This window comes from Hyphococcus formosus, assembly GCF_046736345.1.
Classification (GTDB): Bacteria; Pseudomonadota; Alphaproteobacteria; order Caulobacterales; family Parvularculaceae; genus Hyphococcus; species Hyphococcus formosus.
In genome coordinates, this window is record NZ_CP157210.1 from 1,372,983 (window position 1) to 1,387,140 (window position 14,158).

Genomic DNA, 14,158 nt, shown 5'->3' on the forward strand with positions numbered 1-14,158 from the left:
GAAAGAAATTAGTTAGCGAGAAAGGGCCAACCGCGCGCAGATACGCAATGTGCCTTTGTCAATTCGCCCCCGAATTGGACCGCACTCCAACCGCTGACAATAGGTCATCCGGCTCGTAAATTTTGTTCCGCATTATAATAAATTCTATATCGCGCACTGCACTTATGTCATCCAATGGGTTTGAATTTAGCAATACCATGTCCGCGCGTTTACCGACGGTAATAGAACCAACGGCATCTTCTTGCCCAATAACACGCGCAGCATCAATCGTTGCAATTTTGAGAATATCTGCATTCGGAATACCTGACTGCGCGTAGAGCTCCAGTTCCCTATGAAAGGCGAAGCCCGGCAGCGCATCAGTCCCCGCAATTAACTGTACGCCACCTTCATGGAGCTTGCGAACAAACGCGAGTGAATTTTCCTGCGACTGCGCCCACGCTTCTGCATTCTCATCGGTTATTTCAAAACCGGGAGAAAGCGCTGAACGATATTCACCGATCGGAAAGCGATTTATTACCTCAGTGAATAATGGATTTGGCTGCCCCGCATGATGGCCAATCATCGAGTCAAAAACGGCAACTGTCGGATCCACGACGACATCATTCGAAGCCAGTAGTGCGATGAAACTTTCTATGTTCTCACTCTCGAGATCTACATTTCCCGCCTCATCGCCATAAAGATAAAACCGCAAACGTGTGCGCGTATCATCCTCGTCGCCCGCCAGGAAGTTCAGGAAAAGAAAATTTATATGGGAAATTTCGTCATAACCGACACGCACGGCCTTTTCCGCCGTCATAAATGCCGGAATATGCCCACCAATCCGAAGCCCCTTTTCATGGGCGAATTTTGTTAACGCTGGCACCCAATCCGGTGAGATCGAGCTATAAAGCTTGATCTGTATATAGCCATTATCTGCATACCACTCGATTCTCTCTAGCGCTTCATTGAGCGTTTCGACGGCACGGGTCTCTGCAAATGGGCTTTTTTGGTCAATGAATCCGGCTGCGTAAACATTTGGCCCAACGAGGACGCCATCATCAAAATTGCTCTTTGCCCGCTTAAGTGCGTCGTGATCGCTACCCATATCGCGAACGGTGGTTACACCGCCGGCGACATTGAATATTCCGCCATAATACCCGAAGAATTCAACATGGCCGTGCATATCCCATAGCCCCGGAATTAGTGTTTTTCCGGTACCATCGATCTTTTTCGCATTGCTTAATTCGATGGGGTCATTCGAAATTGTGGTGATAACGCCGTTTTCGCTAACGACATTTTGCGCCAGCAAAAGTTCACCGGCTTCGACATCGACCACATTCACATTGCTGATCAGAATTGGCCTTGAAACGTCCTCAACTTTATCCGATGCAATGCTTTGATAATATTTTTCCTCAAATTCGTTTTGGATTTCTTTGAGCGAATTTCGGACCTCATCACCCCAGCCCGTTTGTTGGAGCGTCATTCCCCAAAAATTAAAGGCAAAGAAGTTCTGATTTTCATCGAGCCATACATAGGTCGGTGCAAATTCAAGCCCTGTGATCGCATATAAACTTACAACCGCCTTCGTCTTGCCTTTCTGGATCGGTTTCTCCGTTAATTTTCGGACCCGCGCCTCTCCGCTCGGCAAAAGCGATACGGCACCGTCGGCATTATTCGTCGCGATCCTGATAATCCCGGCCAGTGTCTCCGTCGCGCCACTTCGCGCGGGAACGTAAAACGCCTTTCCGTCCGTTGCGACTTCCCCCGTTTCCGCGGGGTTTCTCCATTTCGCGACCCCATCCTCGATGCGGAAGGTTTCATCAATTTGCGCGCCAAATGCCGATGTTCCCGCTAGCGACTGCAATACGACATATCCGTCATCGGAAAACTGCATCCTATTGTCGAGCGTAAAATCGCGATTGTTCCACTGAAGCCGCATGGTCGAATGCCGCGATCCGTCCTTTTCAATGGTGAGCGTTTGCTCCCCTGCCGGGGTGTCGCCATTAAACCATTCATATTCGACGATAACCGGAAACGCGTCGCTGGTCGCACTATCAGACTGAATATCGCCACAGCCCGAAAGCAATACGCCCGCAAATATTGCTGCTATTGCGATCCGTCGTTTGACACCTGTCATAAACATATCGTGGATTTCTTTTCGGATTTGTATCGAACGCATATTTCATTCCGTTCTTCGTTCAGTGCCCGTAAATTCTTTTTATTATTGCCGCTCAAAACATTTGAGTTTCAAGTCAAGTGACCGAGAAGGCCGCAAGCGTGCACCTAGCTCCCTATATCACTCAGGAAGGTCTTCGTGATGCCATGCTTTTGAACGCTTCTTCTTGTCGGGCCAAATCTCGTTCAGCGTATCGCCATCGTAGATTCTACCGTTCTTGATCACATATTCTATGGACCGCGCATTTTTTATATCCGTGAGCGGATTGTCACGAAGAATCACTAGGTCGGCGAGCTTACCCGTTTCAAGGGTACCGATATCCGCTGAGCGCCCGATTATCTCGCTTCCCATTCTGGTTGCCGCTTGCAAGACTTCGTGGGGAGATAATCCGCCTGAAGCTAAGGCCTCCATCTCCCAATGATATCCGAGGCCCTGAAATTCCGCATGGCTACCGACACCAATCACGCCACCCGCGCGGTAAATATCCCGGATTACCTTTGCCGTCTGCGGAAAGGACTGCTCTTCTGGGCGAACCCATTTCGCGGCACTGGCACGTGTATCCTTTACATAATGCGGCATGAACCGCGATACTTTGGGGTTGTCATGGGGCGGATCAGTAACAAAGAAATAGTCTTTCGCCGTCGACCCGCCGCCATTTGGATCAATCATCAATGTAGGCGTGTAACCAATTTTCGTTTCGGCTAGAAGACGCACGACATCATCAAAAAGCGGAACGACGGGGATCGTATGTTCATTGCCGGCAAACCCGTCAATCGCGTGTGTGATATCCAATGAATAATCGTCACCACCCTCGGTCGTGACGACGACACCATATTTATCCGCTGCCTGGACCATCCACTGACGCTGCTCGCGGTCGCCGATGAAATAAGATTTGATATTATGCGTTCGATATTTCTCCGCATATTTTTTTACGAGATCATCCGCCATTTGCTGCGAACGTATTTGTGTGTTCGGGAACATTCCCTGCCCGACCGACCAAGCGCGCGGGCCAACCATTAACCCCGCATCGATGAGGTCTTGATAGGCGAACATATCTTGATCCATTGCCTGCGGATCAAGACCAGAAGTTACCCCGAAGGCGAGCGATATTAGAAAGCTCCAATTTTCCAGATCAAGCACATCATGACGAATTTCGTACCAATGCGCATGGGTATCGACGAAGCCCGGCGTGATAAATGCACCCTCAAGGTCGAATGTTTTATCGACCTCAGGCACATCGAAGCTGTCGCGCGCTCCAATAGCGATAATTCTATTATTGCGGATTAGGATATCAGCATTTTCGATGATTTCGTCGCCGCGCATCGTGATGGCGGTGCCGCCGCGCAGCAATGTCGACCCGGTTGGTATATCTCGCGGACGCTCGACAATAATTTCTACAGGTTCGACGACATCATCCGCGTCTGTTTGCGGCATAGCTACCAAAGATTTTATATCGTCGACGGATAGCTTATAAAAGCTGGACCCTACGGCCCAATAAAACGCTTTACCGTCTTTAGACCAGCCGTAATAGTCCGCACCAAAACGAGATATCTTCTTGACCTGCTGATCTTCTGCACCGAAAACATCAATTACCGGTGTCTCTTCAGTATCGTCCGGAATTGCCGCCAGAAATAATTGATTAGCTGACGTGGTGAGAAGCCATTTTCCATCTGGACTGAAAACCACATTGTTGACCGGATATGGCGAGCCTGCACGTGTCCATGCGTGCCGTCCATCAATGCGAAAATGTGATTTTTCATCGATCCCGGTGCCATCATTACCTGATGCCAAGACAGACTTTACCCCCTCAGGCGTTGTATAAAAAACGCGCTCGATATTGTCAGTTACGAATGGCCGCTCCGCACCCGTACCCGCATGGGTGATGACTTGCGGCTCTCCGCCATTCGTCGGAACTTTTACCAAATTGGAAAATCGGCGCGGCGTGACTTCCTCCTGTAGGCCCATCCGCTCGTGATTGTTCGAGCTTAACGCATATATCCACTGGCCATCAGGCGAGAAAACCGGATCGCTATAGAAGTGACCGACCGGCGTTAAGCGTTGCGCCTTGCCCCCAGCCGCCGGCTTTTTCCAAATTGCGCCGCCATTTTTCGCGTCCCAGGTCACATAGGTGATCCAGCGCCCGTCCGGCGACCAATTCGGTTGAAACTCGCCTATCGTGTCTGCGTTAAGCTCCTCGACAGCTCCTGAGGCAATGTCATAAAGATGTAGCTTAGCAAAGGCAGAGAAGGCAATCTTTTTGCTATCTGGAGACAAAACGGGGTCTTGAACCAATCGCGCGCGAACCGGTCCGGTTTCGACCTGCTTCACCGGGCGATCGAAAGTAGCAATCCCGATATCAAGATCCGCCGTAAACGGAATTATTTTCTGCTTTGAAGATTTAACATTGATTTTCGTCAGCTTCCCGCCGATGGACGCAACAATATATTTGCTATCCGAGGTAAAACTATAGGCAGGTAGAATATCACTATTAAAACTGGCATCACGGTTGTCGCGCTGCACCGGATACGCCAACCAGCGATCTTCGCCTGTTTCCAAATTCCGTAGACGCAATCCAGTTTCACCGTCAAACCGCGTGCCATAGGTGAGCCATTCCCCATTCGGAGATAATTGCGGGCGGAATGCACCGCTCAACGCAGTGACAACCGATGTCACTTTTTTCGTTTCTAAATTGTATCGCGCAATTTGCCATGCGGGAATGGAATAAAGTGTTGCGGCAGAAGTATCTAAATTCGCGAAGTAAAGTGACCGCCCGTCGCGCGATGCTACCGCGCCCAATGCGTGGAACTTATCGCGCGATCCGTCGTCAAATACCTTTTTCCCTTCGCCACTGGCCACATCAAATTGCCATAACTGGTATGGTGTATGGCGACCAAGTCGTTTTGAGGCATAGATTGTTTTTCCATCCGCAGACCACGCTGGTGATGTAAAATGCGACGCATCCTCACTGCTTGAAATTTGTCTTGCTGTTGATCCGTCGACAGCAATTATCCAGATATTCTCACTGCCCGATATATCGCTAACGAAGGCGATTGATTTTCCATCGGGAGAGAACGCAGGTTGTGTTTCATAGGCCATACCGCCACGGAGTAATTTCGCCTCTCCGCCACTGATTGGGAGTGTGAATAGGTCGCCCAAAATATCAAATACGATGACCTTACCGTCGGGACTTATATTGACCGACATCCATGTTCCCTCGTCTACCTCGAAGGAAAGTTCTCGCGTCGGCTCCAATGCCAGACCCGATTGGTTCTCGGGTGTTGCCGCGCCGGCAATCGAAAATGAAAGCAATGCCGTAAGGAGGAGGATCGACAACTTATAGAAAGATAAAAATTTACTAGCGGTTATCATTCTGAAGGTCCTGTCGATCCTGGATATGGTCAGCGGCTTCACCGGTCGTTTCATACGTCATCTAATCGTCACCGCGTGGATTGGTCTATTAAAGTTACAGCCGTGTATCGCTGACAACAAGCAACCGCATCAAGCAAAACAGGACTATGACTGAATTTTCGTGGCCCGAGTGATATGACGAGGCATGAGCGTATTTGCCACAATGCCTCGTCGGAGTTGAACCAGCCAAATCGATCATTTGACCGATGTAGTCATGTTATTAGAAACGGCGCGTAATTGTACCGGTGATGAGACGCCGTGAACCATAGAAGCAATTCGCCGTGCTACTGCAACGATCAATGAATTTTTTATCGGTGAAGTTACTGGCGTTAACCGAGAAGCGCCAATCATTCACGTCATAATGCACGATCGCATCAAAGAGCGTGATCGCTTCACTTTCGAACGTGTTTGCAACATCGCCGAACTGTTTACCGCGATAACGAACACCGACCCCGGCACCGAAGCCTGCTAATGGCCCCGTTTGGAACGTATAGTCTGCAAGGAATGACGCCACCGTGCGCGGAACCGCACGAAGCTCTTTACCAAGATTTGCCGTGTTACTCTTGGTCACTTCCGTATCGGTGTAGGTAAAGGCTGCGTTCAATGAAAGACGCTCATAAATTCGCGCAGCGGCTTCGACCTCAACACCCTTCACTTCGACTTCACCGGTCTGAATATTAAACCCAGGGTGATCCGGATCGGCCGTAGCGATATTTTCTTGGGTAATGCGATAGACAGCCGCAGACGCGAACAAATCTACGCCCTTCGGCAGATTACGTCCGTCATACTTTAAACCGCCTTCGATTTGGTTGCCGGTTGTCGGTTCAAAAATGTTGCCCGCGAAATCTGCACCCGCCAATGGGCTAAACGATTTCGATGCTTGCACATATGGCGTAATACCATTTTCAAAAACATAGTTCACACCGGCGCGGTATGAAAATGCGTCCTGACTGGTTTTCGTTGAAGACGCAGGATCTCTTGAAAAGAAGTCCTCACGCGCGCTGAGTGTCACGATCAAATTATCGAGACGAATTTGATCCTGCACATAAACACCGACTTGACTTTGTGTTTCATCGACAAACGGGAAGATAGTCGGGTCATCGGTAACCACCGCGTCATAGACCGGGTCGAATAGGTCAATCGATGGTGCGAGACTAAAGCCAAACTCTGAATATCCATTGTAATGACGATAATCGACACCCACGATCATTGCATGTTCGAGCGCACCCGTATCAAACTTTAGATTCGCGCGAGAATCGACACTTGTCGTTTTGATGTCCTCATTGAAAGGGAAATCATAGCGGATGACCGTACGATAGTCGTCTGGCACGCCATCAAAATCAGCGTCCAACAATCCGGCACCGTAGATCGCCCGTGAGAAGACTTCGACGTCGAAGTGCTTCATGTTTTGCTCAAGCGTAAGCCAGTCATTGACCTCATGAACCAATTCATAGCCGACGCTATACTGTTTCCGGTCAAAGAAATTTACACCGGTCTCACCAAGGTTACGACCGACTGGCACTTCACCAAGCGGGTTTGGCAAGATCGTACCAAAGGCCGGCAAGAAACCTGTACTCTGATTGTCGAGATGGTCTTCCTGAAAATTCGCCAGTAAAGTCAGGCTCGTTGCCGGCGAGAAATCGAAGGTGATTGCCGGCGCGACGTAAACCCGCTCCGAGTCCAGAAAGTCCACCTGCGTTCCGCGATCACGATAAAGCGCAGTCAGGCGAACAGATACCGTGTCAGAGATCGGACCAGTAATGTCACCATTGAACTGCAGGTGATTATATTCGCCAGCCTGAAAGCCTAGCTCCGCGCTAAAATCATTTTCCGGTCGACGGCTGGTCATATTCACAATCCCGCCGGGAGGCGATTCACCATAAAGGCTGGATGCTGACCCTTTTAGGATTTCGACGGACTCAAAGCCGTATAAATCAGTACCGGAATTGTTTACCGATGCAATCGGCGCGCGAACACCATCAATAAACTGAACTGGATCAAAGCCGCGAACAGTCAACCAGTCATAACGCTCATCCGGACCAAATGCCTCGCCTACCGCACCAGAGACGTAGCGCATTGCTTCGTTTAGACTGTCGAAATTCAATAGATCAATCATGTCGCGTGAAATGACCGCAACAGACTGCGGCGTTTCGACTAGCGGAATATCCGCTTTATTTGCGGAGCGCCCACCAACCGAAACATAATTCGGTGCAGTAACAATGATCTCATCAACTTCATTTGTTTCTACTGAATCTGATTGATCATCTTGCGCATATGCCGCCATTGAAAGCGATGTCGTGCCTAGCAAAAGGCTCGTTAATATTGTTCCCCTGACTTTTCGCGAAGCACGCATTCGGCTCATCCTTTTTACCATTGCCATCTCAAAATCCCCTGCCAATTTTTATATTGATTTGAACGCCTATACACTGAGGTGTGTTAAGGGAAATCGCTCCCGCGAGAAGGCCATTGATTATCTAAAAGGCGCCATTTGATGCGTCGGCTCCATGTAAATTGGCCAAAAACTCTACATTATGCGGACAATCTTTCGCGCCCAGTCATGCGTTTCATGCTTTATTCGGCATTATTGTTTCGGCATTCACATCGCCTGTTAGGCCCCTATCAATTCGCGAAATTGGTTTGTTCTGCATCTCTTTGCAATTGACATTAATCTAAACCATCCATAGCATTCATCGACAATAGTTGCGTTTTTGTCGAGATTGGGCCAATGGCAGAATTTGATATAAGCACCGATTTTGATCATTTGCCGGTGATCGGATTAGCCGAGGAATATCAACCGAGCGAAGTACACTCAACGCACTCCCATCGCCGCGCGCAGCTGCTTTATGCGTCATCGGGCGTAATGTCCGTGACAGTCAGTTCTGCCAATTACACTATCCCGCCGCAACGCGCGCTCTGGATCCCCGCGAATGTCCCGCACGAAGTGTCCTGCCGGGGGCACGTGTCGCTCAGGACTTTGTATTTTAATGACGAGCTTGCAGCACGGGTCGAGCAGGAATCCTTCATCGTTGAAGTTTCCGATTTTCTCAAAGCGCTCATATTAGAATTAGTTCGATTAGGAACAACCAATTCATATGGCAAGCGCAGCCAGTTGATTACGGAATTGTTGCTTGGTGAATTGATTTCTATGCCGCCGGCCCCCTGCACCGTCCCGCTACCGGAAGATTTCCGGCTACGGCGCGTGTGTCAGCACATTCTTGAAGACCCCTCCAATAAACTGACCCTCGATGATCTCGCGGCCATTGCAGGCATGGGGCGGCGTACTTTCTCTAGACTTTTTAAAGTCCAGACAGGCGTTGGGGTCGCTGCATGGTGGCGACAAGTGCGTTTAATGGAGGCGCTATCAATGCTCTCCTCCGGTGAACGCGTGACAACAGTCGCGTTGGCCGTCGGTTACGAAAGCCCGAGCGCCTTTACCTCAGTCTTTCAGAAAACTTTCGGCATGTCGCCAAGCGAATACCGCTCATCGGAAGTCATTCAGCACACACAGCAATAGCAGTGTTTGCGTAGAACGATTGTTTAGCGCTCTCTAAAACGCCTCATCCATTGAACCATGGATGGATCAGACATGTGTTCAACTATATCTGAAAATACTTCGTCGTTTTCATCTTGCCCAAGCTTGAATACGCCGCGGACAGACCGAACCGAAGCCCGGAAAGGAATGACCATCTCGGCTAGGCCTTTATACCGTTCGCCAATCTGGGAAATAGTCCAATCACTGTTCTGCTTATCTTCCTGAAACTTGGCCAATCGCTCTAACGCTTCATCAATGGACAACGCTTCAAATTCGATTTTTGCGTTGATTGAAACCCGCGCATAATTCCATGTGGGTGCCCAGTCTGGCTTTCTGATCCATGAAGGCGAAACATACGCTTGCGGCCCTTGAAACAGAATACTCGCCTCGCCCAAAGTTTTTAAAGCGTCGTGTAATGGGTTTTTGCGAGCCATATGACCGATCAGACTCGAAAGTTCTCCATCAGCATTCAATTCGGCGATGAGCGGCAACAGCGCACCCTTGTGACCTTCGTCACCGATCGGTTGCACCCACGCTAAAGGATACTCCGCAATAAGCGCGGAAATGTCATTATCGTCATAGTGTTCAAAAATTGACGGCACGATTAGCGCTATCCCCAAATTAACGACGATGGCGGCGATACCCAACCATCGCGATACTGCATCGCCGGATCGCGATCTTCACCAATCAACAAAGGCGCATCCAGATCTACAAAAACACATTTTTGCGCAATGTAAAAAGCCGGTGCCATGGCGAGCGAAGTGCCAAGCATACAGCCAACCATCGGCTGAAGCCCCTTGGCGAGCGCTCCGTCAAGTAAACGTAGAGCTTCGGTGAAGCCGCCTGTTTTATCCAGTTTGATATTCACCACATCATAGCGTTTGGCAACATGCGCGAGATCCGTAGATACATGGCACGATTCATCCGCGCCGATGAGCGTATGGTGCTCAGCTATTTCGAGTAAACCATCACCTTTTACGGGTAATGGCTGTTCAAGCATCGCGATACCGGCCTCGGCGACCGATTTTTGCAACGACGCAAATAATTCACCCGTCCAATATTCGTTCACATCAGCGATAAGTATCTTATCTGGAGCGGCAGCGCGAACGGCCTTTACCCGCTCAAGATCGCCCTCGCCCCCAAGCTTTAATTTTAACTTCGAGAAATTCAGCGCGGTGCTGGCTTGTTCGGCCATCACTTCCGGGGCAGCAAAACTGATTGTAAAAACCGTTTCCACCGGACGCGGTGCGTCAATGCCGATTAGATCATATATCGGTCTGCCCAGAGCCTTCGCAGCAAAATCCCAAACTGCGCAATCGACCGCATTTCGCGCGGCACCAGCGGGTAGACGATCATGGATCGCGACCCAGCTTTCACCGCACTTTATGAGATCGAGGAAAGAATTGACCTGCTCGACGACACTCTCTGGCGTCTCACCATAATGCGCTACGGGACAGGACTCCCCCATCCCTTTCACGCCTCCACCGGATAGCTCGACGACAACGAGCGTGATTTCGGTCTCTGCGCCGCGCGCAATGATGAAAGGCGTTTTCAGCTTCCATGACTCAGCGCGTACCGTTGCGCTTTCAATTGTCGGTAAATCAAGCGCCGCTATTCGCGTTAAAGGATCAATCACGAACGCGCTCCGGAAATAACTTGCACGCCGTTTTCGACTTCTATCGATTCCACCGAACCCATCCGCGAATTACGATATCCGTAAAAGACATAAATCGATGCACCCACGCCAATAAACCCAGCCAACAACAATACCGGTAGCGGATTTCCGTTTTGGGCCTTGGATACGAGGTCAAGGATCAGCGGCGTAATCATGAACAGGCACATGAAAATACCGAACGCAGGTACATAACCGATCCAGTAACCCCGGATTCTGAATCCACCAAACGGGACCTTGAATGGGCGCTCCAATTCAGGTGCAGTATTCCGTAGGCTAATCACTGAGAGACAAACGATGCTGAATGTTGCCGCGACGCCGATGCTAATCAGGTCTCCAAGTAGCGTGATGGGCAATGCACCAGCAGCAAACGCCATACAGGACGCAATAATGATCGTGCCCACCCAGGGCGTTTGATGCTTTTTGTGTAAGCGCATAAAGGCTTGAGGCAACAAACCGTCACGCGCCATAGCGAAGAATATCCGCGACTGACCATAGCAAGTGGACATAAGAATAGACGTCAGGCCAATCACCGCGCCAACTTTGACAAAGAACAGAAGCCAAGGCTTACCGATGTGATCGACCGCCAATGCCAATGGATCTGGCACATTAAGCTCACGGAACGGAACGATCCCAATCAGCACTGCGGCGACGGCCATATAAATCAACGTACACACTGCCAGCGAGCCAAGAATGCCAATCGGCAGGTCACGTTGCGGTTTCTTCGCCTCGGCGGCTGCAGTCGATACGGTTTCAAAACCGATATAGGCGAAAAAGATCATCGACGCAGCGCGAAACACACCTTGCCATCCATAGGCAAATCCGCCCTCATTTTCCGGGATCAATGGCGAGAAGTGATCGGGGATGATCGAGCTAAACCCGAAAGCAACAAAAACCAACAGGACGAGAATTTTCAATAGAACAATCGAGCTATTTACAATCGCGAAATTGCGCAACCCGAATAAAAGGGGTGTCGCCATTATAAGTACCGCAATAGCCGCGATTAAATTGATGCCGCCCCCGGCAACAAAGGAATAACCGCCACTTGTTGGAATCGACTGCACAAAAGGTGTCGATAACGCTTCGGGAATGACAATGCCGAAACTCGCCAGCAAGCTCACGAAGTAGCCGGAAAAACCGACCGCGACTAACGAGCCTGCAACACCATATTCCAGAACCAATAGCCAACCCAATATCCATGCAGGCAACTCGCCAAGTGTCGAATAGGCATAAACATAGGCAGAGCCGGTCACGGGCATACTTGACGCCAATTCCGAATAACAAAGCCCGGCAAAAACGCAGGCAAAGCCGGCAATGACAAATGAAAACAAAACGCCTGGCCCCGCGAAGCTTGCTGCAGCCGCGCCGGTCAATACATAAATGCCTGCGCCAATAATTGAACCAACGCCCAATAACAGCAAAGCGAGCGGACCTAGGCTTCTTTTAAGCCCATCATCCGCCGATCCCTTTTCTGGCAAGGAGCATGGCTTTTTTACGAATAACGAATTTTTACGCCTGATTATGCCGCCCATTTTTTGTCCTTACCTTTTAGGAGTATAGTTTCTTCGAAAGCCAGTCAGATGATAGCTGCAAGGCTTCATCTGCGAGTTTGGAAATAGACACAGCTTCGAGAAAACTATGCGTCGCCGTTTCGTAAATTGAGAACTCTACATCATTCCCTGCAAGGATCATTTTTTCGACCATCCGTTTATTGCTATCGGCCAATGGGTCGCAAGCGGGAATAACGTGATAACTTGGCGGCATGGCATCCAAGCGGGCCGCCATCGGGAACGCCAGTGGCTCTTCAGTAAAAGCCGTCTCGCCAACATAATTGTCCCAATACATTTGCAGTTCTTCAGAAGTGAGTAATTCCCCTGCACCGCCATAGAGCCGATGGGATTCTGTCGATTTATCGAGTTCGAAAAATCCATAGTTTAAAATAAGGGCCTTGATTGGCGATGGCCCTATTTGCTCGCGATACATTAAACACGTCGCAACACACAGATTTGCACCAGCGGAATCGCCTGCCATCGCCAGGCGGCGTTTGTCTATACCCAGTTCCGTTGCATTTTCACTGAGCCAATCAATGACCGAGACGGTTTCATTGAGCGCCGTTGGATATTTGAATTCCGGAGACAAGGAATAATCAATACCGATAACGACAACACCAGCACGATGTGCATATTCGCGCATCAATCGGTCATGTGTATCGAGACTGAAATACGTAAATCCGCCGCCATGCAAATAAACAAGGCCAGCACATTTCTCACGAAGGTTAGCTGGTCGTATAATTCTTATGCCGATCGTTCCTTCGGTCGTTTCGATTGAACGATCATCGCGCGCGACCTCCGGCCCGCCAGCGGTCCATCGTTCTCTTAATTTTTCGGCTAATGCCCGCTGTTCGTTCAGGCTTAAAGAATGCGCCGCATTATCAACACTGCCGCCCGCCAGAATGTCTGAAACAAATTGCTGAATTTCCGGATCAACCGAAGGAGAGCTACTAATTTTTTCCTGCATATAAACGCTATTTATCTTTCAATCACGCCGACAAAATAAATGTCTTGTGATTGCTAAATAGCGCAAACATTCTCTTGGCCTACATATGTAAAAGGGTCATTTAAAGGCTACTTTGGGCCGCGACGAAATCGCTGCCCCGCCAACGCTGCCGCCACACTTGATCCCTTCCTTGATCTCGCAAGCGCAAAAGCCTTACCTCGGCCCTGCCAGCATGCCATTGAATGAATTGACGGAACGTTATGTTGCTTTGCCCCGTACATTCGCTGTCAACGCGCCCGTTAAATGCAGTTTTTTGCCCAAACCCGACAGCGGCACAACATGAATTATAGCTATGCTTTTCCCAGCTTATAGACATCAAAACTGGGAACCAAAATGAAACGTGTACGGCACCGGCAACATTCTCTTCATCTTTTTTTACGCACCCTTTTCAGCGCATTTATCCTAACCAGTATCGTTGCACCGACCGCATCAGCGCTTGAGACGGATAAGGCAAAAGCACAAACACGGCCGAATAAAGTCCTTATCGAAATTTACCGAATTGCCCCTGGTAAACACAAGGCATTCCTAGAGGCGATCGAAAGCTTTGACGAGGCCAATGAGCGTGCGGGCTTACCGCCACGACAACTCTATGTTCATAGCGACGGAGCGAACTGGGACTTCATGCTAATTCAGCCTGCCAGCACACCGCCGGAACATAAAGAAGCACTCAACAAAGCTTGGGACGATCTCGACCTTCCCTCTGGCGCGAAGTTTTTCATCTCCTTCCGTGAAAATATCGCCGAACATAGCGATACATTCGCATACGGACCGACGTCAGCTGGCGCTTTTCTGTCGTCACTCGACTAATTGAAGAAATCGTGGGGCGTGTCTCCTA

Annotated in this window: 9 protein-coding genes; 2 read left to right on the top strand and 7 right to left on the bottom strand. The window is 49.7% G+C overall.

All coding sequences use genetic code 11. From position 1 onward, the window contains the following. Positions 1-58: 58 nt before the first annotated feature. The 3 genes from ABFZ83_RS06345 to ABFZ83_RS06355 form a co-directional block, all read right to left on the bottom strand. On the bottom strand, positions 59-2,158 hold the full coding sequence (locus ABFZ83_RS06345; RefSeq protein ID WP_411818595.1) for an amidohydrolase family protein: 2,100 nt from the start codon (positions 2,156-2,158) through the stop codon (positions 59-61). Between the two features lie 117 nt (positions 2,159-2,275). Continuing rightward, complete coding sequence (locus tag ABFZ83_RS06350; RefSeq protein WP_411818596.1) at positions 2,276-5,524, bottom strand: amidohydrolase family protein; 3,249 nt, start codon at positions 5,522-5,524, stop codon at positions 2,276-2,278. Between the two features lie 259 nt (positions 5,525-5,783). Continuing rightward, on the bottom strand, positions 5,784-7,916 hold the full coding sequence (locus ABFZ83_RS06355) for a TonB-dependent siderophore receptor (protein WP_411818597.1): 2,133 nt from the start codon (positions 7,914-7,916) through the stop codon (positions 5,784-5,786). A gap of 372 nt (positions 7,917-8,288) precedes the next feature. On the opposite strand from ABFZ83_RS06355, the gene ABFZ83_RS06360 reads away from it, so the two are divergent. Then, positions 8,289-9,077 (top strand): helix-turn-helix domain-containing protein, encoded by a 789-nt coding sequence (locus tag ABFZ83_RS06360; RefSeq protein WP_411818598.1) that lies wholly within the window; start codon positions 8,289-8,291, stop codon positions 9,075-9,077. A 23-nt stretch (positions 9,078-9,100) separates the two neighbouring features. Here the strand turns inward: ABFZ83_RS06360 and ABFZ83_RS06365 are convergent, their stop codons facing one another. Genes ABFZ83_RS06365 through ABFZ83_RS06380 form a run of 4 tightly spaced genes read right to left on the bottom strand, consistent with a single transcriptional unit; the run spans position 9,101 to position 13,284 of the window. Then, positions 9,101-9,697 (bottom strand): FMN-binding negative transcriptional regulator, encoded by a 597-nt coding sequence (locus ABFZ83_RS06365; protein ID WP_411818599.1) that lies wholly within the window; start codon positions 9,695-9,697, stop codon positions 9,101-9,103. An 8-nt stretch (positions 9,698-9,705) separates the two neighbouring features. Then, positions 9,706-10,731 (bottom strand): dipeptide epimerase, encoded by a 1,026-nt coding sequence (locus tag ABFZ83_RS06370; RefSeq protein ID WP_411818600.1) that lies wholly within the window; start codon positions 10,729-10,731, stop codon positions 9,706-9,708. After that, positions 10,728-12,299, bottom strand: a complete 1,572-nt coding sequence (locus ABFZ83_RS06375; protein ID WP_411818601.1) for an amino acid permease — start codon at positions 12,297-12,299, stop codon at positions 10,728-10,730. Before ABFZ83_RS06375 ends, ABFZ83_RS06370 begins: the two co-directional genes overlap by 4 nt. Before the next feature lie 16 nt (positions 12,300-12,315). Next, positions 12,316-13,284, bottom strand: coding sequence for an alpha/beta hydrolase fold domain-containing protein (locus ABFZ83_RS06380; RefSeq protein WP_411818602.1), 969 nt, complete (start codon positions 13,282-13,284; stop codon positions 12,316-12,318). A gap of 372 nt (positions 13,285-13,656) precedes the next feature. Here ABFZ83_RS06380 and ABFZ83_RS06385 point away from each other — a divergent pair, with 372 nt between their 5' ends. After that, entirely contained in the window at positions 13,657-14,130 is a 474-nt protein-coding gene (locus ABFZ83_RS06385; RefSeq protein WP_411818603.1) for a hypothetical protein, read from the top strand. Positions 14,131-14,158 lie beyond the last annotated feature (28 nt).